The organism is Flavobacterium chungbukense, assembly GCF_020805785.1.
GTDB lineage: Bacteria > Bacteroidota > Bacteroidia > Flavobacteriales > Flavobacteriaceae > Flavobacterium > Flavobacterium chungbukense.
Genome location: NZ_JAJGZV010000009.1, coordinates 33,926 through 59,425, shown reverse-complemented (window position 1 = coordinate 59,425; position 25,500 = coordinate 33,926). Strand labels below are relative to the sequence as shown.

The window sequence follows — 25,500 nt, the reverse complement described above, 5'->3', positions numbered from 1 at the left end:
GGGCTATTTTTTTTTATATTTATATATTAAACTGGACTGAAGTCCAGCTCTACAATATAATTTGTTCCTTCGGAACGGCAAAAAGAGCCAGAGGCTCGATCCATATTGTAGGGCTGGACTTCAGTCCAGTTGAAATAAAAAACAATCAACCGTTCCTACGGAACGTCTATTCGCAGAACCAATTATTTTCTACCAACCACACGTTCCTACGGAATGAATATTCTTTTTTCAAAACAAGGAACCATATAAAAATTAAATTATTTATATTGATCTGGCAATATCTTCACATCAAACAAAAATTCTTTCTTTTTATCGCTATAACTATAAATCAAGGTATAATCATTGTCTCTAAAGACCTTAAGTCCCGGATTTGCTTTTGCAGTACTTAAAAGACTTTTCTTAATTTCTTCTTTTATAACATTAATTTCAGCCGTTTTCTTTTCTACATTTAGCAGCGTTAAATTGTACTTTACAGTTCTTTCTTCTGCTAAAGTCACGCTGTCTAAACGAATTCCTTCTTGGATGTTTAATGGGCAGTTTTTATTGTATTTTGCAACCAATTCAACCACTTCCTTATTTATTTCATCGGCATTTTCAGAAAGAAAAAGCTGAAAATATGCCACCAAAGCGACTGCAATTCCAATCAATATTAATAGTAAAACATTCTGTTTTCTCATAATTTGGGATATTATTAAGGCTTATAACTGAGATTTATTTTTCCTGATTTTTTTTCATAGCATTAAAATACGCTGCACGGCTAAGCGGTTCGTACTCTTCTGTTTCACCAAGCATGACTAACTTATCATTTGCGGTTTTTCTAAAACTATAATTGGCTAAATTTCCTGTACGGGTACAAACCGCATGAACTTTGGTTACATATTCTGCAGTTGCCATAAGTCCAGGCATTGGTCCGAAAGGATTTCCTTTAAAATCCATATCAAGTCCCGCCACAATTACTCGAATTCCCTGATTGGCCAAATCATTGCAGACTGTGATAATTTCGTCATCAAAAAACTGCGCTTCATCAATTCCTATCACATCGCATCCTTGCGCCAAAATTAAAATATTAGCCGCAGCCGGAACTGGCGTAGAGCGAATTTCGTTGGCATCATGAGACACCACCATTTCGTCATGATAACGAGTATCAATAGCCGGTTTGAAGATTTCAACTCTTTGTTTAGCAAATTGAGCGCGTTTTAATCTACGAATCAGCTCTTCGGTTTTACCCGAAAACATTGATCCACAAATAACTTCAATCCACCCAAATTGTTCTTTGTGATTTACTGTATTTTCGAGAAACATTTTGTATTTTTCTGCCTTTAAAAATGAATAGTTTTTATTACTTTGTACTGGTAATAAATCGACGTAAAAATGTGTTGTTTTACATTTTTTCAAAAGTAGAAAATTTTTATCAAATCGGAGATTGGCTAAAGCTTATTAACAGAAATAAAAAATTATCTTTTGAATTTCCCGGAGAATAGAAGCATTCAGACATCAAATACACTAAAATACCTTATTCACTATAATTTCAACAGTTATGAAAAAAAAATTGGAAGCCGATTTAATCAGCATTGCACATCGAATTTTAAAACTTAAGAACAAATCCGATATCAATCAATTGTACCTTGAAACTCAGAGATTATACGAGAAATTAGCGGTATTAAAATTTGTAGAGGAGAATTTCGACGCTGCAAAACCAACAATTGGACAAAACGATATTACTTCAGAATTAGAAACAATTTTCTATAAAGAAGAAACAATCGAAGCTCTTCCTCAAATAAAAACTCCAGAAACATCAGGAATAATTGAACTTGAGGAATCTTACGAACCAGAAGCTGCAGAAGAAATCGTTGCTGAAATTCCTGAGACAATTGAAGAAGAAATAGAAGAACCTATCGCTGCTGAAGTTGCTGAACCAATTATTGAAGAAGAAGAAGCTGAACCAATTGCTGCCGAGGTTATTGAATCAGTTGAAGAAAAAACAGAGGAACCAATTGTTGCTGAAATCATTGAACCTGTAGCAGAAAAAGAAATCGAAAAGGCAGAAGAATCGAAAGATGAAATTGATGAACTTTCTTTTACAACTGTAAACGAATTGAAACCAATTCCAGATTTTAAACCTGCTTTCGAATTAGAAACAGAAGAAATCAAAGAAGAAATTAAAGAAGAACCTAAAGCTGAAATTTCTCCAATACCAACCATTTTATTTGAAGATTTTGGAGTGAATTATGCCGATGCACAATTTGTAAAAGTAGATAGTTTTGAAGCTGTTCCTGCGAAAACTCCTTCGATTAACGATTTCAAAGAAGAAAAAAAGGAAGAGAAAAAAGTCGAAACTGCTATTCTAGAAACTCCGGCACAACCAAAAGCTGTAAGTTTAAATGAAAAACTAGCAAGAGGTTTTCACATTGATTTAAATGATAGAATTGCTTTTACTAAAAATCTTTTTGGAAATAGCACGGAAGATTACAGTCGTGTTTTAAACCAGTTATTGACTTTTGATTCTTATGCTGAAGCTCAAGAATTTATAGAAAACATGGTAAAACCAGATTATAATAATTGGGAAGGAAAAGACGATTACGCAGAACGTTTTCTAGGAATTATCGAGAAGAAATTCTCATAAAAATAAAAACACAAATTTCACAGATTAACACGAATTTATTGTTAGTGCAATTTTCGAAAAAATTAGAATCTGTGTTAATTCGTGCAATCCGTGTTAAATATTAAAATAGAATATGTCAAAATTATATATCGTTCCAACGCCAATTGGCAATCTTGAAGACATGACTTTTAGAGCCATTCGGGTTTTAAAAGAAGTCGATTTGATTTTGGCGGAAGACACCCGAACAAGCGGAAAACTCTTGAAGCATTTTGAAATTGGCACGCACATGCACAGCCATCATATGCACAACGAACATAAAACCACCGAAAACTTAATTGCACGTTTGAAAGCTGGCGAAACTATCGCTTTAATTTCTGATGCTGGAACTCCCGCAATTTCTGATCCAGGGTTTTTATTGACTCGCGCTTGTGTCGAAAATAAAATTGAAGTTGAATGTCTTCCAGGTGCGACGGCTTTTGTTCCAGCTCTTGTCAATAGCGGACTCCCAAATGACAAATTTATTTTTGAAGGTTTTCTGCCTGATAAAAAAGGACGTCAAACTCGTTTTTTGGCTTTAGCCGAAGAAACACGAACAATGATCTTATACGTTTCTCCACATAAACTCGTTAAAACTTTAGCTGAATTTGTACAATATTTTGGAGAAGACAGACAAGTTTGCGTTTCAAGAGAATTATCAAAATTACACGAAGAAAATGTACGCGGAAGCGCAAAAGAAGTTCTCGCACATTTTGAAAAAACAGCACCACGAGGCGAAATTGTGGTTGTTGTTGCAGGAAAAACAATAGAAAAAGAAGCCAAGAAAAGTAAGTATTCTAAGGACGAAGAAGAATAAAAAACAATATTGGCCACAGATTCCACAGATTAACACAGATTATATTTAAGCTTGCCATGAATTACACCAATTATCACGAATTAAATTAGTGGAAATTCGTGCAATTCGTGGCAAAAAAATCTTTTTAATCATTTTAATCTGTGGCAAAAAAAACAACCATCAACATGAGCATACAATCCTTTTTAGAAAAAGTAAAACAAACACCAACACAAATCACATTTCCTGAAACTATTGCAGTAATCGAAGAAAACTACAACTTTACTCCAACTGCTTTTCAAAACGGAACACAACATAATGCAGCTGGCGAAAATTCTGGTTCTTGTAAATTATTTTCTTTCGCGAAATTGCAAAATCTAAGCAAAGAAGAAACATTAGCTTGTTTCGGCGCTTTTTATTTTGAAGAAGTTTTAGGTGATCCAAACGGAACAAACCACCAAAATATTAGAAATTTCATCAACTTAGGTTGGGACGGAATTCAGTTTGAAGAAAATGCATTGGAAGCAAAGTAATATTTTAGATTTTAGAATGTAGATTTTAGATTAACTAAATCAACTTTATTTAAAATCTGAACTCTAAAAACTTTGGCAAAATTGAAACAGAATATTTCTACCACAGATTAGAAATCTTTTTAATCAATGTAATCTGTGGCAAAAAAAATTACCTACCTGATTAAACGATTTTTGATTTTTCAAATCTAAAATCTAAAATCAACAATCTAAAATTAAAAATGCGTTGGACCTTAAAACCAAAACCTTCTTTAGATAAAATCAAACATTTGGCGCAAGCTTTAAATGTAGAAGATTTTGTTGCAACACTTTTGATTCAGCGTGGTATTGAAACTTTTGAAGATGCGAAAAATTTTTTCCGTCCTTCTTTAGAACACCTTCACGATCCATATTTGATGAAAGATATGGACAAGGCTGTTTCAAGAATCGAACAAGCTGTTGAAAATCAAGAAAACATTATGGTCTTTGGTGATTATGATGTTGATGGAACAACAGCGGTTTCTTTAGTTTCTTCTTATTTAAAATCATATTATCCTCATATTGCCACTTATATTCCCGATCGTTACGATGAAGGTTACGGAATCTCTTATAAAGGAATTGACTATGCAGACGACAACGGAATTTCTTTAATTATCGCTCTCGACTGCGGCATCAAATCGATTGATCATATCGCTTACGCTAAAGCAAAAAATATCGATTTTATTATTTGCGATCACCATAGACCTGGAGAATTTCTTCCAGACGCTGTGGCAGTTTTAGATCCGAAAAGAGAAGATTGCAATTATCCGTATGATGAATTGTGCGGTTGTGGTGTTGGTTTTAAATTAATTCAGGCTTTAGGTCAAAACCGAAATGAAACTATTGAAGATTTAGTTCCATATTTGGATTTGGTTGCTACAGCAATTGCAGCAGATATTGTTCCGATTACGGGAGAAAACCGAGTTTTGGCTTATTTTGGTTTAAAGGTTATTAATAGCGAACCAAGACCTGGAATTAAAGCTTTGGTGCATCAGGTAAAAAAGAAAGTTCTAGATATTACCGATGTTGTTTTCATCATTTCTCCTAGAATTAATGCAGCAGGAAGAATAAAACATGGCAATCATGCTGTCGAATTATTAACAGAATTTAATTTTGAACAAGCACAGCAATTCGCTTCGGAAATAGAACAATACAATGCAGACCGAAAAGATTTAGATAAAAAAATCACTAAAGAAGCTTTTCAGCAAATTTTACAAAATAATGAAGAAGAGCGTTTTTCTACCGTAGTTTTTCAGGAAGATTGGCACAAAGGCGTTATCGGAATTGTAGCTTCAAGATTAATTGAGACTTACTATCGTCCAACTTTAGTTTTCACCAAAAGTGGCGATAAATATGCTGCTTCGGCAAGATCTGTAAAAGGTTTTGATGTTTACAATGCACTCGATGCGTGTTCAGAACATTTGGAGCAATTTGGAGGACATATGTATGCTGCAGGAATGACTTTAAAAGCTGAGAATTATGAGCTTTTTAAAGACGCTTTTGAGAAATGTGTACAAGAAACCATTAAGCCCGAAATGCGAACTCCCGAAATCGAAATTGATGCCGAAATTGATTTCTCAGACATTACCCCAAAACTAATTCGGATTTTAAAACAATTTGAACCTTTTGGACCGCAAAATATGACACCAGTTTTTATGACTCGCGATTTAAAAGACAGTGGTTATGCCAAAACTCTAGGCGCAGAAGAAGAACATTTAAGACTTTTCGTCAAACAATATAACTCCGACGGAATTGCCGCGATTGGCTTTGGACTCGGAAAAAAATTAGACATAGCAAAAAATCAAAATCCGTTTCAGCTGGCTTATACCATCGCCGAAAATGAATGGAACGGAACTATTTCAACTCAGCTTATGCTGAAAGACATTAGAACAGATGGAAGAGATTAAATCGAACAAACCTGATCCGTATCAGGCATTGCGTTACAGAGAGTTTAACGTGTTTTTATTATTGCGATTTGCGATGGTTTTTGCCTGGTCGATGCAGTTTATCGTAATTGAATGGGAAGTTTACAGCTTAACTAAAAATCCGCTTTCGTTAGGAATTATTGGTTTAATGGAAGTTATTCCAGCCGTTTCGATGGCATTGTTTGCAGGCCATATTGTTGACCAAAAAGAAAAGAAAGGATTATTGGTAAAATGTATTTTAGGATTTTCGGTAATCAGTTTTGGTCTATTTCTATTGACTTGGCCAAAAGTGGTTGGCGGTTGGTCTTCAAATGTGATTCTGTATTCTATTTATGCTTTAGTATTTTTTGGAGGTTTGGTTCGTGCATTTCTTGGGCCAACTATTTTCTCTCTTCTATCGTTAATTATTCCTAAAAAAGCATATCCAAATGCGGCAACTTGGAGCAGTTCGGTTTGGCAGATTGGAGCGGTTATGGGTCCAGCACTTGCGGGTTTCTCTATTAACTGGATTGGCGTTCATTGGTCAATGTGTCTCGTATTCGGATTCTCGATTCTTTCTCTAATTGCGTTATCGCAAATCAGTGCAAAACCAATCATCAATCCGAAAATCGGAGAATCAATAAAAGATAGTCTTACAGAAGGTTTGACGTTTGTATTCAAAAACCAAATTGTTTTAGGCGCTTTATCGCTTGACATGATTGCGGTTCTTTTTGGTGGTGCTGTAGCATTATTACCGGTTTTCGCTCAAGATATTTTAAAAGTAGGCTCTGAAGGATTTGGTATTTTAAGAGCCGCTCCAGCAGTTGGAGCATTTATCACAATGCTAGTTTCTGCCTATGTGCCTTTATATCAAAATGCTGGTAAGAAACTTTTAGCAGCGATATTTGTTTTTGGATTATCGATTATCTTGTTCGGACTTTCTACTTCTTTCTGGCTTTCTGTTTTCGCTTTATTTTTAAGCGGATTGGCAGACGGAATTTCCGTAGTAATTCGCCAAACGATTTTACAGCTCAAAACTCCAGATCATATGCGTGGGCGTGTCGGTGCAGTAAATTCAATTTTTGTTGGATCTTCGAATGAATTAGGTGCTTTTGAAAGCGGTGCAACTGCTAAATTGATGGGCGCGGTAACTTCAGTTGTTTTTGGAGGAAGCGTTACGCTTTTAACTGTAATTGTAACAGCACTAAAATCGCCGACATTTAGAAATTTAGATCTAAAACGAGATATGGATGATCATAATAAACTGGAATAAATGAAGTCCCTTTTTATTTCTTTATTTTTAATTTCCCTTTTTGCAAATGGACAAAACATTTATATTAAAACGTACGGAAACGAGAAAAATAAACCCATCATTTTTATTCACGGCGGTCCAAGCGGCAACGCCACCTTATTTGAAGGAACAACAGCGCAAAAACTAGCCGATCAAGGTTTTTATGTAATTGCATATGACCGAAGAGGTGAAGGAAGATCTACAGACCTAAGTGCAAAATTTACTTACGAAGAAGCTTTTCAAGATTTAAATTTCATTTATAAAAAATACAATCTAAAAAAAGCTATTTTGCTTGGTCATAGTTTTGGAGGTTTGGTTGCTACGCTTTATACGAACAAATATCCTCAAAATGTTGATGCGCTAGTTTTGGCAGGAGCATTATTCTCTCAGCAAGAAACCTACGATCATATTTTAGATACGCTAAAGAAAAAATATAGTAAAGATTCTGAACAATTAAGAAGAATAAACACTGTAGAAAATTTAGATAAAAATTCTGCCGAATACAGAAAAGGATGTTTTGAATTGGCTGGAGAAAATGGCTTTTTTAAAATGCCAAATCCAACTCCAGCATCTAAAAAATTATATGCCGATTATGAAGCTGAAGAATTTTTTAAAGTCAACATTCGGAATAAAAATGCGCCTTTGCTTTTTTATCAAAATGAAAGACAAAATAATATTGATGTCCGACCAATTTTAAAGAAAATCAAAACTTCTGGCATTCCTATTTTTGGAATTTACGGAAAACAAGATGGTATTTTTTCAACTAATCAATTGACTTCGCTAAAAGAAATTGTTGGCAAAAATCACTTTGTTTTATTAGACAATTGCTCTCATTATTTGTTTGTAGATCAACAAAATGCATTTCTTTCAAATGTTAAAAATTGGCTAAAATAGATTTCTGATTTAATCTTATTTCATTTCTTTATTTAAAAAATAACCGAATGAAATATACCTCTACTCTACTTTTCTTGTTTTTATTTTTCGGAATTTATGCGCAGGAAAATAATATTTCTGGCGAGATACAAGATTCGCAAAACAATGCCGCTTTAGAATACGTCAATATCGGAATTTCTAATAAAAATGTCGGTACGGTTTCAAACGAAGAAGGAAATTTCATTTTAAAAATTAATGAAAAAGTAAATCCAAATGACACTATCCTTTTTTCTCATATTGGATTTGAAACCAAGAAAGTTTTAGTGAGTCAATTAAAATCTAACAATAATGTTGTAAAAATGACGCCTTCCGAAAACAATTTAAAAGAAGTTGTCGTGTCTTTCAAAAAACCCAAGCCAAAACAATTTGGTCGAAGTGCAAAAGGATTGGGACTTATGCATTTCAATTTTTTTTCTGTTTTGGATAAAACTGCCGACGATTATTTGAGTCGCGAAAGAGGAATGGAATTTCGAATCAAAAAAGATTGTCAGTTGAATGATTTCAATTTCAATATTACTTCTAACGAATTTAAATCGGTAAAATTTAGATTGAATTTTTATAAAGTTGAAAACGGTCTCCCTTCAACAATTTTAATTGAAAAAGAAATCATTTTTGAAGTAAAAGACAATAAACTAGGTTTGTTTACAGTAGATTTAAAACCATATGATATTTATCTGGACAAAGAAATGGGCGATATTGCTGTAACTATTCAATGGCTAGAAAGTGTAAAAAGCACTGAAAAAAGTAAATTCTTTGCTATTTCTACAGCAATGTCTGCCACAGAAAACAGCTTTTACAGAGAACGAAATATGGCGGGTTGGAGTAAAAGCGGACAAAGCTTAACTTTTTACCTCAACACGATGTGTCAGTAAAATGAAAAAAATTATTCTTTTTTATGATTTTTTTAATTTAGAATTAATATAAATAATATTTATATTTGTTGAATTAAAAGGATTTACGATGAGAGAAATTGAACAGATATATCATAATAACTTTGGAATAGCGTTTTACTGGAAAGACCACAATACAACAATTTCAGACAAAGTTCAATTGGTTTTTAAAGAAACGGGATTTTACTTTACAGTTCAGGAATTAAATCTTTTCTGTGATTTAATAGAAGACAGTATGATTGAAAATGCTTGCTGCGAAGCTTGCGAAATGAAATATTCTTGCCATAAGTTTTTATTAAAAACCCCATGCAATTCAATAGATTTAGCTGTAAATATGACCGAATTAAAGTCAATTAAAGATTTGGTTGAAGGTTCTCTATTTAAAATTGAATTAGATGAATATATTTATGGCATTGGAATGAATTAAGACACATTCTAAATATTTTAACAGCAATTTTTCATTATTGAAATATATTTTGATTGAAATCAAAAAAAAGTATATTTACAGCAATGAAAAAAGCTGTATTTCTACTAACCAACATTCTTTTGACAATTTTCTTTGTCAGCTGCAAAAACAAATCAGAAGAATACATTGATCCGCGCGGAACTGATTTTGCGGGTTCAGAAAGCTGTGTACAATGTCATAAAACACAGTCTGACATGGTATTTCAAAGTTCTCACTTTAAAGCTACAGCTCCAGCATTATCAGAAAATGTATCGGGAGATTTTGATTCTAAAAATCATACTTTTATTTACGATCAGAATACCAAATTGGTCATGGAAAAACATGGCGACAGTTTGTACCAAGTTTTATATAAAAACGGAAAAGAAACGGCAAAATATAAATTTGAAATTGTATTTGGAACCAAACACGCACAAACTTCTGTTTATTGGAGAGAAAATAACACTTACGAATTACCGCTTTCCTTTTATCATTCTATAAACAATTGGGCGACAAGTCCTGGATTTCCTGCTGACAAACCTTATTTTGACCGAATGGTTGTTAAGGATTGTTATGCTTGCCACAGTTCTAATGTTAGCTCCAAAATGGTTGAGCAAAGTTCTTCCGAGAAAAATTTCATGTCTATGGACGTGGAAGACATCATTAACAAAAAAACAATTGTTTACGGAATTGACTGCGAACGTTGCCACGGGCCAGCTAAAAAGCACGTCGAATTTCATTTAAAAAATCCAACTGTAAAGATTGCAAATAGTATTACAAGTTATAAAACATTAGATCGTCAGCAAAAATTAGATGCTTGCGCATTGTGTCATTCGGGAAATGACGGAATGAAATTAAGATCTCGTTTTGAATTTAAGCCTGGAGATAATTTAACGGAGTTTTTTCGTGAAAACAGAAATATTACCGATAGCGCAAAATTTGATGTTCACGGAAATCAATTCCGCTTAATGGCGCAAAGTAAATGTTTTATGAAAAGCGATAAAATGGATTGCATAACGTGTCATAACCCGCATGAAAATGCGTCTAAAAATATGGCATCATATTCTAAAATCTGCATGAGTTGTCATCAAGGTTTAAAACATAATGAAACAACGCTTAAAACAATGCCTGAGAAATTATTAGCCGATAATTGTGTAGAATGCCATATGCCGAAAAAAGCTTCAAACGCGATTAGTTTTCAACTTTCAAACAGCAAACAATTGTCGAATTATATTTTGAGAACGCATAGAATCGGAATTTATCCGAATGCGAAAAAGTAATTACTTTTGAAATTCTTTCAATTCAAATTTTTCACCGTCAAAAACACCATAAGTAAAATAGCCAATCCAATCTCCAAGATTAACATATTCTGAGTTTTCGCCAACTGAACGAATCATTGGCAAATGACGATGTCCAAAAATAAAATAATTGTAATGTTTTGTTTCTAGTTTTCGTTTAGCGTATAAAATCAACCATTCTTTTTCTTCGCCTAAAAACTTAATGTCTTCATCGCCAGAAATCAATTTATTTTTAACAGAAAGATATTGCGCTAAACTAACTCCAACATCTGGATGAAGCCAACGAAAAAGCCATTTAGAAAACGGATTGGTAAAAACCTTTTTCATTCTTTTATAACCTTTGTCGCCGGGACCTTTTCCGTCTCCGTGACCAATTAAAAAGGTTTTTCCGTTAAAAGTAAATTCCTTATTATCATGATAAACCGGAATATTCAATTCGGTTTCAAAATAATCATTCATCCATAAATCATGGTTTCCAACAAAAAAATAAATCGGAATTCCGCTGTCGCGAATTTCGGCCAGTTTACCTAAAATTCGAACAAATCCTTTTGGAACGACCGTTTTGTATTCAAACCAAAAATCAAACAAATCACCCAACAAAAAAATAGCTTCTGCATCTTCTTTAACTTCATCTAACCAAGCAACGAATTTTTTTTCGCGCGGCAAACTCAATTCAGGAGTTGGCGCACCAAAATGCTGATCTGAAGCAAAATATATTTTTTTCATTTAGATTTTTAGATTTTTGGACAACTAAGATAAAATCTTTTTGACTTTTGACTTTTAACTTTTTTACAAATTATCTGAAGCGTACCATTCTGCAAAAGACGATTCTGTTTCCTGAAGTTTTAGTGAGAAAAGAGAAATTCCAGCTGGAAGTCTTGCAATAATTCTTTCAGCAAAATCAACCACCATATTTTCACTTGTTGGCTGGTAATCTACTAAAATTACATGATGCCCACGGTTTTTTAATTCTGCAGCTAATTCAACATGCGGAGTAGTCTGATTGAAAACAGTTGCATGATCAAATTGATCGACGATTTCTTCTTTTACAATTTTCTTTAGATCCGAAAAGTCAATTACCATTCCGTATTTCACATTCGATCGATCTGTAATTGGCGAACCAATAACCGTTACCGATAATTTATAACTGTGCCCGTGAACGTTTTTACATTTTCCATCGTAACCATACAATGCATGTCCAGTTTCGAAGCTAAATTGTTTTGTAATTCTGATATTACTCATCGATGTTTAATTTTAAGCTTGCAAATTTACAAATTAATAACCGTTTTTATCTCTTTTTTTAGCACGGTTATACATCCAGAGTGCAATTCCTCCCAAAACCAGAAACGGAATAAAAGATCCGATTACAACACCGATTTGATAACTGCTGTCTGGAGCATCTTTTATTTTCTCCGCAATGTCAACTTTTTGGAACAATGAAATGACAGTCATATTCAATAATTTTTATGGTGAAAACTTCGTTTTAAAATATTTTTCAAAACTATGTTTCTGTTTGTTTAAAATTAATGACTTATATCATATCTATTTTTTAAACTGGAGCAATGCCTTTTTTGTAAAATCAGACAAAACCAATTTACCCGTAATTGCAGCGCGTTCAAAAAGAAGTGATTCCCATTGTTCTGTTCCTTCCCAAATAACCTTTTTCATTTCATACAAAGCTTCGGGATTATATGAACTTAATTTCTGAGTAAAACGTTCCACTTCTTCATCAAGTTTCTCTGCAGAAGTTAAAACAGAATAAAGTCCTTTTTGAAATGCCCATTCTGCCGATTTCCACTCTTGAGCATCCAAAGTCATTTGCGTCATTGCCGTTTTGCCAATCTTACGAGAAACTGCGGGTTCAATCACAAAAGGCCCTATTCCTATTGCTAATTCTGACAATTTAATATCGCTTTGCGGAGTTGCAAATACATAATCGCAAGCCGAAATAATTCCTACTCCACCACCAACTGCTTTTCCCTGAACACGGCCAACGATAATTTTATCGCAATTCCTCATGGCATTTAATAAATGTGCAAAACCCGAAAAGAATTCGATGCCTTGTTCTTCATTTTCAACTTTCAAAAGTTCATCAAAAGAAGCGCCAGAACAAAATGCTTTCTCGCCTTGACTTTTCAGAATAATAACAGAAACCTCTTCATTTCTGCTTAAAGAGTTAATTTCGGTCGTTAATCGATTTAATAATTCTCTCGGAAAAGAATTACTTGCTGGATGTCCAAATTGTACGATCGCAATTGTATTTTGAAAAGAAGTTTCTAAACTTCCATTTAGGTTTTCAGAACTCATAAAAAATAGATTTAAGGTAAAGTTACGCTTTTGAAAAATTATATTCTGAAACTCTTTGAAATTTGTTTTTTGAGAATTATTTGACTTTATTTGTTGAAGCATTCGGAGATTAGCTCATTTGGCTAGAGTATCCGATGAAAATCGGGAAGTTGATAGTTCGAATCTGCTACGCTTCACAAAAAAGGGGGATTAGCTCATTTGGCTAGAGTATCCCGATGAAAATCGGGAAGGTGATAGTTCAAATCTGACATTCTTCACAAAAAAGGGGGATTAGCTCATTTGGCTAGAGTACTTGCCTGGCAGGCAAGGGGTGACCGGTTCGAATCCGGTATTCTCCACAATACTAAATTAGCCTATAAATCTTACATTTATGGGCTTTTTTTATAGCAATTTGCAAGCACCCAAAGTAAAATAAAGATAAAATAGGACGGTTTTAGGACGGAAATAATTCTCTAAAGAATCTACAAACCTACTGTTTTTCTTGCCTCTTAAGTGATTCCATTTTTCTTTCTTGTGACTTAATCTCTGCTCCCAACTTTATTTTCTCCTTCTTTGAGAGATTAGTCAGCTCCATTTCAGGCTTCAAAACCTCAGCAATAACTTCTTTAGCTAAAGTTTTAACGTCTGTTCTTTCATTACTTCTGACATGATTAATCATCGTATAAATCTTGATACCTTCAGACAATTCTGTAACTCCAGTGATTGTTTTATAATAGTCGATAATTTCTTTCAACGTATTTAAAGCCAGTTCAACATCTGCTGTGTAAATTGGCGCACCAACGTGTTTCCCAGTACTTATTTTATTCGCTACCTTATCTCGAAGTATTTTGAGTTTTTCTACCGTTTCCACAACATTGCTGTTCTCAAATTCAACTAGATAAAGAACACTACTAGTATGTTTAAAACTGGTGGTGAAAATCATATCGAATTGGTGGGTCAAATTTAAAGGTGTCATATTGGAATTGTTTAGTTCTTTTGTCAAATTTACAAATTAAAGGTGCAATTGTTTTCATGAAGCCCTACATCTTCCCAAACATTGATTCACTGTTTTTTTTGACTTTTATTCCAACAACCCTATTGACTTATAAAAAAAATAGAAGTATCGTTGAAATAAGTGCAAATAATCTGGCTTTTTCAGATTACGTGCATATTTACTATAAAGGTCATATTGGTTAAACTCCTCTCTTGTCCTAATCATATTAAGTTAACAATAAAAACATGAATGTAAACACAAATGAAACAATAAACAACATTAACAAAAATAGAGTTAAAATATTCTACCAACTCAATCAACTAGGAGAAATAACAGGACTATCACCAAGAACCTTAAAATATAGAATGAAGCTTGTGAGTAAAAAATATGCCGACATGCCAAGTTTACTTATAAAGAATGGTAGAGCGTGGCAAATCCATTACACAATAATTGACGAGTTCATGCCAATTTACACAAAATCACAAACGACTCTCTCAAATCATAAATGGGAAACATTCGTCACATGGAACACAAAAGACAATTATGATGTCAAGTACCACATTCAATTGATTACTGAAGTAAAAGAAAAGTTGCCGAGTTGCAATATAGCCTATGTTATTGAGACGGACCAAAGAGGTTATAATCATCTTCATGCTTTGGCTGATAGCTTGAATGATGAAGTAAAAGAAGCAGTTAGTGACGTGATGGAAAAATATGTCAACAAGGGTGATTACAGGCTACAGATTGAAAAAATAAACAACCGCACTAGTGTAACTAGCTACTTAAAAAAGAGCGGAACAATAACAATAATCTAATACAACCAAAATGAAAAAAGAAGATTTTAACAATAAAGAATTTAAAAAAGACTTCGGAATACCGTCACGGGTATTGCAACCTTACAACTATCAGCGATACAAAAGAGTGAATCCAAATTTAACCGAAGATGCTTACAAGCACCTGAGAGGAAATGGCTCTGAATGGAAAATACTATGCGGATTAAGAGTTTCTACTCATTGGGGAAATGAGATTCTAAAAGAAACATGGTATCTCAAATGCGGTAACCTATACAAGGATTCTGAGTTTTTTAAATTTAGACACTTTCCTGAAAAATATTTAGATTTAGAATGGTAACTAGTATTGACGACCAAATAAGAGTTAAACAACTAGAAATTTCAGTTGAAGGTGACCCGAATCGAAAACAAGATTTACATGTTCAATTACAGAAGTTACAGTTCGAGAAAGAAATTGAGCAAATTAGAAAACGGATTCAGCAATTAGGTTGATAATGCGTCCTCCTCTCCCCCTTGCTGTGTTATGAATTTTGCATGTCTCGTTACCTACGTCGTTTTTTGACCTCGTTATCTACAATAAGCCACATTCGGATGTGAAAGCGAACTGATATTTCAGATTTTTTTTTGAATTTTTTTGAAGATTCAATTGTTCCATATTGTTCCATATTGTACTATCATTAGCCTGTATTTGCTATGGGGGTTTAAGTATTATATAACTGTTTTTAGTAGTTTTTAGTAGTTTTTAGTAGTTTTCATATTGAGTGGTAATCAATCACTTTTAAATTTTTAGAAAAAAGTTTTATAAATTAAAATCACAAGGGTCGAGCTTTAGCTCGATCCGTATGATTTTAAACTATTATGTCAATATCTATTCTCATTTTTAATTACATTTAGCAAAGAATAGGTATATAGAACCAACTTTTAAAAACATGGAGAAAACTACAGCAGAAATTTTTGATATTGAAAATTGGCAAGCAATGTCACTAGAGCAAATTTCAATTTCTTTACAAAACAAAAAAAAGCTATCGATATACAGTTGGAGAAATTTCAACAAGGAATTATCTCCATTAAGTCTTTATAAATTACTGAAATCTAAATTTGGAATTGCAAATGGAAGCAGCATGTTATTTAAATCCGAATCAACCGATAATTTAATACATTGGCATTATACATTTTCGGTAAAAAATTGTGAAATTCATTTTCTTGGCAAAAGCAGTGGTCTAGAAATTGTACTAAAACTAACTCCTGAAATTAAATTTAACGAAACTGATTGGATGATATTATTAAATAATATTAAATCCAAATATTCAGAATACGGAAAACAAATGAAAGAAGTTCAGGCTGAATTTCAAAAATACACTTTGTTCATTAATCCATATAACAGGCTAAATCACTCTTTAAACTCACTTATCCGAGAATTAAAATCACTAGACACTACCGAAATAAAACGAATTAACGCAATGACTTCCACTCACGAAGAGATGGACAATTATCACAAAAAACTAGAGTTATGGGTTAAAAACATAGAACGTTCGGTAGCTCTCGGAACCACAATCAGAATGCTTTCTCCAGTACTAGCCGAATCGTTTATAAACTTAGTTATTTTAATTTTTGCAAAAGAAGAATACAAACAAGATAATCGTTTATATGAAAATCTAATTAGACAACAGATTGATATTAGAGTTAAAACCCTCCACTTAAATTGTAATGGTTTTAAAAAACAAATCGATGGAGAATCTGAAACTTTTAAAAATTTTCATACTTTAATGAATAACAGAAATGATTTTCTGCATGGAAATGTGGACCCAACCAGACTAATGTTTGAAGATGTTTTCTTTGATATGGAATACATTCCTTTGTTCCATGAGGATGACAGTATTATTATCAAAACAATGAAAAACTATTTAAAGAATGTGGAATCACAGAAGGCTTTTTCAGATTATAATACTGTAAAGCTATTCATTGCATTTATTCTTTCTCACTTACACGACGACCACAGAAAGTACCTCGAACATCTTTTGCTAACTAGAATGCCTGGTTACAATCATCAAACAAAAGGAATAGGAATCCTATTTAATGTGGGGCTTGCAGAAATGGGATAAAACTAGAACAAGTCCACATTTGGGTTTACAAGTGTGTTCGTTTTTTAGTTTTTTTTGAAATTTAATTGCTCCACTAAAAACGTTCTCTTTTAAAATTTTAAAGAAAAATTGTCTTATAAATTAAAATCCCGTGGGTCGAGCTTTAGCTCGATCCACAGGATTTTAAAATATACATAAATCAAACAAAGGTTTTAGTCCTTCCTAAACGATTTGATAATTCTGAAAATTATAAACAGTTTCATTTGCTTCAAGCAAATCTTGTATGCCCTTCACCCGAATTATCATTCGATGTTCATCAGCATAAATATATCCAGAATTTGTTCTATGAAATAGGTGGTATATTAATCCAAAGTTTGGAACATTTGCTGTCATAAATTTAAAAAACACTTCGTGCTGTAACAAGCTATATTTTAACTTATACTCATCGACTTTATAAAACCCTCTAAATCTTTCTTCAAAATCTTTATGGTTAAGTAAGTCCAGAAACTTCGCAATATCATTCTTCAACTCATTTATGAGATAGTAAAACAAAATCATCGAAAATTCAGTATGGATATTAATTGTACCTTCTGTTATAACAATTGTCTCAGAGTTGAAGTAATTACCACCTGTGTCGTTTTTTTCTAAATAATCATTGCTGAAAAAGACTCTAAACGGAATTTTTTCAAATTGTTTAAGAAATTCAAACTGTTCTTTTCTGGCATTAAAAATTCCTATATCATAAATGGCATAATTATTATGATACATCTTATTCAAACTGCTAAACCTACCAGAAAGTGTTTGATAAGGAATTGAAATTTTATTATAAAATTCTTGTGTCATAGTTTAGTAAATGGTTTTAAAGTTAATTCACAAATTTAAACCTAATAGTCAAAATTTCCGAATTGATTAATTTTTCAAAGCTTAATTAACTAATAGTTAATTACACCAAATTTAGACAAACAATAAATTTAAGGTTATATCTCTATATCACAGGAATAGCCTTATTTCTAATATCAACAAACTGCCCCAACTTTTTGAGATAAATTTCTGTAGTACTAATATTGGTATGTCTGTTCGCTTTCATGATTTGGCTAAGGGTCCATCCATCGATATACTTCTTAATGTTTGATGTGTGCTTGAAGGAATACAAATCGTATCCTTTTTCATTTAGTCCTAATTTTTTCAATGCTGAAATCAATTTATTGTAAGGCGTATTTTCTCCTATTATCTTCTCACCAACGATGTTCGTAGAAGAACCTGTTAAGTAATAATCTTTAGGATATTGTTCAAGATTTAGTTCTTTTAGAATTGGAGCAAAGCTTGAATTTATATCCAGATAGTCGTTTTCATTATTACTGGTGACCTTCTTAACTGATGCCGGTATTGTAATTCTGTTACTCTCCATATTAATGTTCTCTACTTTTAGTCCTCTAATCTCGGAAGGTCGCAAACATGTGTAGTAAATCATTCTACAGAAAAAGGCAGAATATTTGTCATTTGCATCAAGGTAGTCTAATATTGTTTTCAGGTCCGTATCAGAGAATGGAACATGTCTTTCTTCGGTCACCTTGTTGCTTTTTATCTTACCATCAAAGCCATTCATGGGATTGATTTGTATAAGGTCTAACTTGATACACACATTGAAAAAAGTAGAAAAAACACGTTTGACACTTTTAACACTATCTTGTGAGTAAGTATTGTCACTTATTTTTGACCTAACAAAACTTTCAAGATTCTTTGTTTTTACTTCAGATAATAAGACGCTCGGAAGATACTTGCTGAGAGCATTCATTTTACTCAGGTAGGTTTGTATAGTTTTTTTTCTGGAATTATGAATCTTGTGGTACTCTTCAAATTGCTTTATAGCACTCTCCAACGTTGTTGTTTCTTTACGCAAGTGTTCGGTCCACTGTAAAGGCTTTAAAGGATTGTAGCCGTTCTTAAGGTCTTGTTTGATACTTTCTAGTAGGATTTCACCCGCCAGTTCTTTTTCAGCAGGGTCATGAATTCTATTAAGGTTATCTTTTACTTTATATTGCTTGCCCTCGAAAGTATAGGATACATACCAAACATTTTTTGCCAGCTCCTTCAACTTGCTACTTCCTCTCGGAATTGATAATGGCGCTTTGCCTTTGTTTAATTTGGGTGTTGTATAATTGCTCATAATCCTATAACTTTACAATACAAAGATACGAATCGTTTTGTATAATTAGGACTGTTTTAGGACTAAAAATTTCAAAACTACTGCAAAACACCTAATTTTAAAGACATTAAAAAAGATAGTAGAGAATCCGGTATTCTCCACAAAACAAAAAACCCTTGTAAATTTAGTTTTTACAAGGGTTTTTATTTTATACGCAATCTTGTCATTTCGAGGAACGAGAAATCGCACTAGATGATCGACAAGATTGTGGAATTCCGAGTGTGATTTCTCGTTCCTCGAAATGACAACTTCAGTGTTAAATTATTTCTCATTCGCCGAATCTTCAGCATTCACGTCGTCTTTCTCTGTTTTTTTGAAATCGTTATTTAGCAAATTTTCCAATTTCTTTTTTTCCTTTAGATTTTTTCTGATTGTTAAAACAACCAAAATTGCAACTAAGATTGCTACAACTCCAATTATATTCCAATTAACATCCATAATTTAAATTTTAATTAAATATAAAAATTTAAAGCAATTAGCGTATTATCAAAAGGTTAAGTATTGTTTGGAAATTGATTTTCAAAATTTAGCAGCAGAAGTATTATTTTCAAAAGACCACTTGTCCCGCTGTTCGCTATATCTTTTTTCTGCTAAAGAAGCAGTAAAAAGGATACCGCTGCCATCGGGGCTAGACAAGAACTTCTAATTTTCATAAGAAGTTTTTTGATTAGACCAAATATATAGAGCAATCAGGCTTATTGTAATACAATTATGCCTTTTGGCGCACATTCTAAAAGTTTTATAGCTACATCTTTGTAAAATGACTGACTTTAAATCCTTTGATTTAAAGGATGCTGAATATTACTTCAACTTAATTATACAAACCATGAGAAAATTATTTTTACTGCTTAGTTTAGTTATCATAACAACATCTTGTTCTTCATCAGACAATGAAGGTTCTGGAAAAACAGACAAAGGATCAAATAGTTTTGCCCCTCCCGAATGGATTATAGGAACGTGGAAATCAAATTTTGGAGGAACATATACTTTTACGAAAGATGATATCATCTACGGAGCTGGAGGCACAAAAACATCTACAAAAGAACAAGTTGCTACACTTAAAAAAGCTGGTATAGAGGTATCTGTAAAAGAAACCAAAAATAATTCATCATACAGTGCAGATTACAAATTTTCAGAAGCAACAGTTACATTTAGTTTTACTAAGACTTCTGACACTGTAATTGAATCAACTGGATTTTTGGATGGAACTTATACAAAACAATAAATAACCAAAAAACCGTATTCTTAAATTGGAATACGGTTTTTTTATTTTGCAGCAAATTTTATTCAAGAACTTTTGCCATATATCTTAATAGCAAAACCTACCGCAACAAAAACCCCATTCGTATCGACCCAAAAAAATATCCTTTATTCGTATCAATTCCTGGATCGTTTAATTCTCGTCCGCGATAAATAAAAGAGTATGAAATATTGAAATTGTTATAGCGATATTTTAAACCAGCTTCGGCATTAAAACGAAGTGGCTTTAATTCAAAAGTAATCGGACTTGTGTCGTTAAACATACTTCCTTCAATCGTTGCGTCATAGAATTGATAATTAACGCTTGGCATCGCATAAAAATAAAATTCTCTAATATTCGATTGTATTTCAGCACTTACCGAAGCATCGTGCATATTAGAATCATAAATTGGAAGCAAATTTTTAAACCCAAATCTTGCCATAAAACCAGTAGAAACTCCTGTAAAAATCGTTCCTAAATTGGCTTCAGACTGCCAATGAAGATCTACAAAATCATTGTGTTGAGATGGAAATAGTTTTTTAGAATACATCACATGAGCTTGCAATCCTAAAGCATTGTGTATTTGATTTTCCCATCCATATACTTTTTTATAACCAATAATTTTGTGAAATCCTTCTTGTAATTCTTCTCCCAAAGCATTCGGACCAAGAAAACCAATTTGAAAATCAGTCTTCAAAACCGATTCACTCTGATAAAAAAAGCTTTTTCCGGCTTCTGCAAAAAGATAACCCGCAAAAGGACGATCATTTATATCAACCGCTTCTTCATTTATAAATCTCGGATTGTAAAGATATTGTCCAATTCTGAATTCGGTAATTTCTTTATTGATTTTCTCGTTGTTGTTTTTACTCAAAAATCGGTAAAAAAGTTCCAAACCATTGGTATAATACATATCATTTTTAGAAGATGTATATAAATCATTATCAGATATAAAACCTATTTCTGTTTTTTTTCCTTGTCCAAAAGTGAGCGTTACTGTCAATATTAGAAAAGCAAAAAGTTGTTTTTTACTTCTCTTTTTCTTTTCCATCATAATTGATTTTTCCAACATAACGCATTTCGCGTACAATTCTTTCTTTTCTTCTATTGATATAACTTGAAGAACCTGTAGCTTTAAATTTTCTCGGATTTGGTAAAATTGCCGCAATTCCAGCTGCTTGCATTGGGGTTAAACTTGAAGCATCTCGGCGATACCAGTGTTCTGTCGCAGCATAAGCACCATAAACCCCATCACCCATTTCGATGCTATTTAGATATACTTCCATAATTCGCTCTTTGCCCCAGATAATCTCGATTAGAACTGTAAAGTAAGCTTCTAAACCTTTACGCAAGTAGCTTTTTCCCTGCCACAAAAAGACATTTTTAGCAGTTTGTTGCGAGATGGTACTTCCACCGCGAATTCTACGTCCGCGTTCGTTACTTTTATATGCTTTTTGAAGTGCTTTAAAATCGAAACCATTATGCGTTAAAAAAGTTGCGTCTTCACTCGCAATTACTGCCTTTTGTAAATTCATCGATATTTTTTCAATCGGTTCCCAATCATGGTCAAAATAAACTTCTTTTCCGCCAAATTTATTTTCAATAGCACGAATAAGCATCAAAGGTGTAAAAGGAACTGGCACGTATTTAAAAAATATTACCGACCCGATTGATATTCCGAAAAACCATAAAGCAGCTTTTATAAAAAACCATTTTATTTTTTCTCCTAAAGAACGATTTCCTTTTTTAGAAGACGTCTTCGGTTTTGGTTTTGTTGCTGTTGTTTTTTTTGGTGCTGGTTTTTTGGGTGCTGCCATTATATTAAATCTGCTAATTCGTTTCCTATTAAACTTCCTATTGCGACTCCCATTCCACCCAAACGCACTCCACAAAACACGTTTTCAGATAGTTGAGAAACAACAGGTTTTTTACTATTTCCAATTCCCATGATACCGCTCCAACGATGCGAAATCTGGAAATCCTGATTTGGTAAAATTACATTTTTCAGCAAATCTTCCAATTTATTTTGAATAATTTTCGTCTCGCCAAATTTGGTAGTGGTTTCTCCTTCAAAATCAAGATTTCTTCCACCGCCAAGTAAAATTCGATTGTTGATATTTCTAAAATAATAATATCCACGATCTAAATGAAACGTTCCTTTTATGTCTAAATTGTGAATAGGTTCTGTAATCAGAACTTGTGCCCTTGCCGGTTTTACTGCTCCATTTGTTAGAGATTCTGCGAAACCGTTTGTAGCAAAAAGCAGTTTTTGGGTTTTAAAACTAAAATCACTCAAAACCACTTCTACATGATTTCCTGCCTCTGCATAAGAAGTAACTGTCTGTTGATTTAAAATCAAAATATTTTCGGAAACTGCCTGTTTCAACAATTCGTTCATCATGTTTCCTATATCGATTTGTGCTTCAAATGGATTAAAAATCAAATAGTCCTGAACATTTCCAAACCCAAATCGGTCGGTTTCTTTGGCAAAAACTTCAGCTTTAAAAAGTGGTTTCAAAATTTCGTTGACAAAAGACATTCTCGAAATACATTCACTAAACCCGAATTCGTCTTCTTTCAAAAACAATTCATATCCGCCGTGAGGCTTAAAATCAATTGCAACATCTCCCAATCTTTTTCGAAGCATCTGTAAACCTTTCCAACGATTTTCAATAAGAGTCATAACATCATCTTCAGAATGTGTTTTTAGATCTTCTAAAATTTCAGAAAGACTTCCGAAACAGGCAAAACCGGCATTTTTGGTACTGGCGCCTTGCGGCAACATTCCTTTTTCTAGAACCAGAATTTTGGCAGCTGGAAATCTTTCGCGTAAGCGCAAAGCTGTATGTAAGCCGACAATTCCGCTTCCGACTATTGTGTAATCCACATTCGTAAACCAGTTTTTTAATTCCCAATAGCTTAGTTCCATAAATTTTTTATTCTAAAAATAAATTCCAAATTTCAAACTCCAAATCCCAATCTTGGGTTAAATTACAAAACTAAATGGAATTACAAATTCCAAAAACTAAATTACAAATTCCAAAACTTCATAAATTTTAAAAAAACTTATGTTGTCAGGCTTAGCAGAGTCGAAGTCTCTTACGTTGAGACCTTTGACTTTGCTCAGGGTGAAAATTGGAATTTGGAATTTTTCCACATTGGAATTTTAACAATTTATTGGAATTTAAATGTTGTATTTTTAGCGCCACAAAAAATAGAATAATTGATTATGAAAAAAGTAGTATTAACAACCTTAATAATGATGAGTTTAAACGCTATCGGACAGAATGTAATGTCGCCGGAATTGTTATGGAAATTAGGAAGAGTAACACCTCTTGGCATTTCTAAAGATGCAAAAAATGTTGTTTTTAAAGTTTCTACACCTTCTGTAGAAGAAAATAAATCATCTTCAAAATTGTATACAATTCCTGTAACGGGAGGAAATGCAGTGGAAATTAAAGACACAAAAGATATTCTAGCAGATAAAAATATTTCGCCTGATGGCAAATATGTTGTTTATAATGAGGAAGTAAAAATCGATAAAGTTTTAGGGAAAGATTTTTATCCAAAATTAGACAAATCTGAAGCTCAAATTTATGATGGATTAGATTATCGTCATTGGGATACTTGGAACGAAGGAAAATTCAATCACGTTTTTTATAAAGAAAACAAAGATGGTGCAAAAGGAATTGACATCTTAAAAGGTGAAACTTTTGATTCTCCACAAAAACCATTTGGTGGTGACGAAGACTACATTTGGTCGCCAGACAGCAAAAGCATTTTTTATGTGTGCAAGAAAAAAGCTGGAACGTCTTATGCAATTTCTACAAATACAGATATTTTTGAGTACAACTTAGAAACTCAAAAAACAACCAATAAAACGGATGGTAATTTAGGTTACGATACCGCTCCGCAATTTTCTCCAACAGGAAATTTAACTTGGTTGCAAATGAAACGTGACGGTTATGAATCTGATAAAAACGACATTATTGTTGAATTTAAAGGAATGAAAACCAATTTAACGGCAAACTGGGATGGAACTGTAGATAATTTTATTTGGAGTAAAGACGGAAAAACAGTCTTTTTTGTAGCGCCAATTGACGGTACAAAACAAATTTTCTCGGTTAATTTTCCAGGTTTAACTAAAATTGCAATCAACGTTCACCAGATAACAAAGGGAGATTTTGATGTTAATGATTTAGTTGGATTTTCTGGAGATGATCTTATCGTAACAAGAAACGATATGAATCACGCTGCTGAAATTTACTCTTTTAACTTGAAGAAAAATACTTGGAAACAGCTTTCAAATGTTAACACAGAAACGTACAAATCTTTAGCGTTAAGCAAAACAGAAAGACGTTATGTTACAACAACTGACGGAAAAAAAATGTTGGTTTGGGTTATTCTTCCTCCAAATTTTGATGCTTCTAAAAAATACCCAACATTATTGTATTGCCAAGGCGGACCACAAAGTGCGTTGACACAATCGTATTCTTACCGTTGGAATTTCTCTTTAATGGCAGCTAAAGGTTATGTCGTTGTTGCGCCTAACCGTCGTGGAATGCCAGGACACGGTGTTGAATGGAATGAACAAATTAGTAAAGATTGGGGCGGACAAGTTATGGATGATTATCTTTCTGCAATTGATGATGTTGCAAAAGAAAGCTACGTTGACAAAAGCCGTTTAGGTTGCGTTGGAGCTAGTTACGGAGGATATTCTGTATTTTATTTAGCAGGAATTCACAAAAACCGTTTCAAAACTTTTATTGCACATGACGGCGTTTTCAATACCGTTTCTATGCTAGGAACAACTGAAGAAGTTTTCTTCAACAATTGGGATTTTGGAGGCGCTTATTGGGAAAAAGATAATGCTGTTGCTCAAAAAGCATACACCACTTTCAACCCTGCAACTTTGGTTCAGAATTGGAATAAACCAATTTTGATTTTCCAAGGAGGAAAAGATTTCCGTGTGCCAATCGGACAAGGACAAGAAGCTTTTCAGGCGGCTCAATTAAGAGGAATTAAAAGCAGATTTGTGTATTTCCCAGACGAAAATCACTGGGTTTTAAAACCACAAAATGCTCAAGTTTGGCAAGGTGAATTTTTCAAATGGTTAAGCGAGACTTTATAATCTTTAAAAAAGTATAAATAACAGCCGTAGATTT

General features: G+C 33.1%; 27 protein-coding genes and 1 tRNA gene. 15 read left to right on the top strand and 13 right to left on the bottom strand.

Going from position 1 to position 25,500, the window contains the following annotated elements; genetic code table 11:
* Window positions 1-257: 257 nt before the first annotated feature.
* Entirely contained in the window at window positions 258-677 is a 420-nt protein-coding gene (locus tag LL966_RS19925) for a hypothetical protein (RefSeq protein ID WP_229355667.1), read from the bottom strand.
* A gap of 34 nt (window positions 678-711) precedes the next feature.
* Window positions 712-1,302 carry a thymidine kinase gene (locus LL966_RS19920; RefSeq protein WP_095928508.1) on the bottom strand — a complete coding sequence of 197 codons (591 nt, stop codon included), beginning with the start codon at window positions 1,300-1,302 and terminating at the stop codon, window positions 712-714.
* Between the two features lie 235 nt (window positions 1,303-1,537).
* On the opposite strand from LL966_RS19920, the gene LL966_RS19915 reads away from it, so the two are divergent.
* From LL966_RS19915 to LL966_RS19875, 9 genes are all read left to right on the top strand, one after another.
* The gene (locus tag LL966_RS19915; protein WP_229355666.1) at window positions 1,538-2,623 is read left to right on the top strand and encodes a hypothetical protein; all 1,086 of its coding nucleotides are present in this window, start codon (window positions 1,538-1,540) and stop codon (window positions 2,621-2,623) included.
* 112 nt (window positions 2,624-2,735) lie between these two features.
* Window positions 2,736-3,455: a 16S rRNA (cytidine(1402)-2'-O)-methyltransferase gene (gene rsmI / locus LL966_RS19910; RefSeq protein WP_229355664.1), complete on the top strand. Its 720-nt coding sequence runs from the start codon at window positions 2,736-2,738 to the stop codon at window positions 3,453-3,455.
* Window positions 3,456-3,619: 164 nt separating this feature from the next.
* Window positions 3,620-3,964: a HopJ type III effector protein gene (locus LL966_RS19905; protein WP_229355662.1), complete on the top strand. Its 345-nt coding sequence runs from the start codon at window positions 3,620-3,622 to the stop codon at window positions 3,962-3,964.
* Between the two features lie 218 nt (window positions 3,965-4,182).
* Window positions 4,183-5,886 (top strand): single-stranded-DNA-specific exonuclease RecJ, encoded by a 1,704-nt coding sequence (recJ, locus tag LL966_RS19900; protein WP_229355660.1) that lies wholly within the window; start codon window positions 4,183-4,185, stop codon window positions 5,884-5,886.
* Window positions 5,873-7,156, top strand: a complete 1,284-nt coding sequence (locus LL966_RS19895; protein WP_229355658.1) for an MFS transporter — start codon at window positions 5,873-5,875, stop codon at window positions 7,154-7,156. Before recJ ends, LL966_RS19895 begins: the two co-directional genes overlap by 14 nt.
* Window positions 7,157-8,068 carry an alpha/beta fold hydrolase gene (locus LL966_RS19890; RefSeq protein ID WP_229355656.1) on the top strand — a complete coding sequence of 304 codons (912 nt, stop codon included), beginning with the start codon at window positions 7,157-7,159 and terminating at the stop codon, window positions 8,066-8,068.
* 47 nt (window positions 8,069-8,115) lie between these two features.
* A complete protein-coding gene (locus LL966_RS19885) occupies window positions 8,116-8,979 on the top strand; it encodes a carboxypeptidase-like regulatory domain-containing protein (protein ID WP_229355653.1) in 864 nt (287 codons plus the stop codon).
* A gap of 88 nt (window positions 8,980-9,067) precedes the next feature.
* Entirely contained in the window at window positions 9,068-9,424 is a 357-nt protein-coding gene (locus LL966_RS19880) for a hypothetical protein (RefSeq protein WP_229355651.1), read from the top strand.
* 83 nt (window positions 9,425-9,507) lie between these two features.
* A complete protein-coding gene (locus LL966_RS19875) occupies window positions 9,508-10,719 on the top strand; it encodes a cytochrome c3 family protein (RefSeq protein ID WP_229355649.1) in 1,212 nt (403 codons plus the stop codon).
* Here LL966_RS19875 and LL966_RS19870 read toward each other — a convergent pair whose 3' ends face one another.
* From LL966_RS19870 to LL966_RS19855, 4 genes are all read right to left on the bottom strand, one after another.
* Window positions 10,720-11,463, bottom strand: coding sequence for a UDP-2,3-diacylglucosamine diphosphatase (locus LL966_RS19870; protein ID WP_229355648.1), 744 nt, complete (start codon window positions 11,461-11,463; stop codon window positions 10,720-10,722). It lies immediately after the preceding gene.
* A 63-nt stretch (window positions 11,464-11,526) separates the two neighbouring features.
* Window positions 11,527-11,979 (bottom strand): 6-pyruvoyl trahydropterin synthase family protein, encoded by a 453-nt coding sequence (locus LL966_RS19865; RefSeq protein WP_229355647.1) that lies wholly within the window; start codon window positions 11,977-11,979, stop codon window positions 11,527-11,529.
* Between the two features lie 33 nt (window positions 11,980-12,012).
* On the bottom strand, window positions 12,013-12,189 hold the full coding sequence (locus LL966_RS19860; protein ID WP_229355646.1) for a hypothetical protein: 177 nt from the start codon (window positions 12,187-12,189) through the stop codon (window positions 12,013-12,015).
* A 90-nt stretch (window positions 12,190-12,279) separates the two neighbouring features.
* On the bottom strand, window positions 12,280-13,044 hold the full coding sequence (locus LL966_RS19855) for an enoyl-CoA hydratase/isomerase family protein (protein ID WP_229355645.1): 765 nt from the start codon (window positions 13,042-13,044) through the stop codon (window positions 12,280-12,282).
* A gap of 264 nt (window positions 13,045-13,308) precedes the next feature.
* On the opposite strand from LL966_RS19855, the gene LL966_RS19850 reads away from it, so the two are divergent.
* A tRNA-Ala gene (locus tag LL966_RS19850) sits at window positions 13,309-13,382 on the top strand.
* 131 nt (window positions 13,383-13,513) lie between these two features.
* Here the strand turns inward: LL966_RS19850 and LL966_RS19845 are convergent.
* The gene (locus LL966_RS19845; protein WP_229355644.1) at window positions 13,514-13,966 is read right to left on the bottom strand and encodes a hypothetical protein; all 453 of its coding nucleotides are present in this window, start codon (window positions 13,964-13,966) and stop codon (window positions 13,514-13,516) included.
* Window positions 13,967-14,262: 296 nt separating this feature from the next.
* Between LL966_RS19845 and LL966_RS19840 the strand changes: the two genes are divergently transcribed.
* From LL966_RS19840 to LL966_RS19830, 3 genes are all read left to right on the top strand, one after another.
* The gene (locus tag LL966_RS19840) at window positions 14,263-14,832 is read left to right on the top strand and encodes a hypothetical protein (protein ID WP_229355643.1); all 570 of its coding nucleotides are present in this window, start codon (window positions 14,263-14,265) and stop codon (window positions 14,830-14,832) included.
* Window positions 14,833-14,842: 10 nt separating this feature from the next.
* Window positions 14,843-15,148 (top strand): hypothetical protein, encoded by a 306-nt coding sequence (locus LL966_RS19835; RefSeq protein ID WP_229355642.1) that lies wholly within the window; start codon window positions 14,843-14,845, stop codon window positions 15,146-15,148.
* 589 nt (window positions 15,149-15,737) lie between these two features.
* Window positions 15,738-16,910 (top strand): synaptonemal complex protein 1, encoded by a 1,173-nt coding sequence (locus LL966_RS19830; protein WP_229355641.1) that lies wholly within the window; start codon window positions 15,738-15,740, stop codon window positions 16,908-16,910.
* 201 nt (window positions 16,911-17,111) lie between these two features.
* Here LL966_RS19830 and LL966_RS19825 read toward each other — a convergent pair whose 3' ends face one another.
* The 3 genes from LL966_RS19825 to LL966_RS19815 all read right to left on the bottom strand — a co-directional run bounded on the left by LL966_RS19825 (window position 17,112) and on the right by LL966_RS19815 (window position 19,533).
* Entirely contained in the window at window positions 17,112-17,732 is a 621-nt protein-coding gene (locus LL966_RS19825; RefSeq protein WP_229355639.1) for a hypothetical protein, read from the bottom strand.
* A 142-nt stretch (window positions 17,733-17,874) separates the two neighbouring features.
* Window positions 17,875-19,056, bottom strand: coding sequence for a tyrosine-type recombinase/integrase (locus tag LL966_RS19820; RefSeq protein ID WP_229355638.1), 1,182 nt, complete (start codon window positions 19,054-19,056; stop codon window positions 17,875-17,877).
* Between the two features lie 300 nt (window positions 19,057-19,356).
* Window positions 19,357-19,533 carry a hypothetical protein gene (locus tag LL966_RS19815; RefSeq protein WP_229355636.1) on the bottom strand — a complete coding sequence of 59 codons (177 nt, stop codon included), beginning with the start codon at window positions 19,531-19,533 and terminating at the stop codon, window positions 19,357-19,359.
* Between the two features lie 388 nt (window positions 19,534-19,921).
* On the opposite strand from LL966_RS19815, the gene LL966_RS19810 reads away from it, so the two are divergent.
* Window positions 19,922-20,320 (top strand): hypothetical protein, encoded by a 399-nt coding sequence (locus tag LL966_RS19810; protein WP_229355634.1) that lies wholly within the window; start codon window positions 19,922-19,924, stop codon window positions 20,318-20,320.
* Window positions 20,321-20,417: 97 nt separating this feature from the next.
* Here the strand turns inward: LL966_RS19810 and LL966_RS19805 are convergent, their stop codons facing one another.
* The 3 genes from LL966_RS19805 to LL966_RS19795 are packed head-to-tail and all read right to left on the bottom strand — an operon-like array spanning window position 20,418 to window position 23,264.
* Window positions 20,418-21,386: a lipid A deacylase LpxR family protein gene (locus LL966_RS19805; protein ID WP_229355632.1), complete on the bottom strand. Its 969-nt coding sequence runs from the start codon at window positions 21,384-21,386 to the stop codon at window positions 20,418-20,420.
* Entirely contained in the window at window positions 21,364-22,152 is a 789-nt protein-coding gene (gene mtgA / locus LL966_RS19800; protein ID WP_229355631.1) for a monofunctional biosynthetic peptidoglycan transglycosylase, read from the bottom strand. Before mtgA ends, LL966_RS19805 begins: the two co-directional genes overlap by 23 nt.
* On the bottom strand, window positions 22,152-23,264 hold the full coding sequence (locus tag LL966_RS19795) for an NAD(P)/FAD-dependent oxidoreductase (protein ID WP_229355629.1): 1,113 nt from the start codon (window positions 23,262-23,264) through the stop codon (window positions 22,152-22,154). Before LL966_RS19795 ends, mtgA begins: the two co-directional genes overlap by 1 nt.
* 300 nt (window positions 23,265-23,564) lie before the next feature.
* On the opposite strand from LL966_RS19795, the gene LL966_RS19790 reads away from it, so the two are divergent.
* Window positions 23,565-25,466: a S9 family peptidase gene (locus LL966_RS19790; protein ID WP_229355627.1), complete on the top strand. Its 1,902-nt coding sequence runs from the start codon at window positions 23,565-23,567 to the stop codon at window positions 25,464-25,466.
* Window positions 25,467-25,500 lie beyond the last annotated feature (34 nt).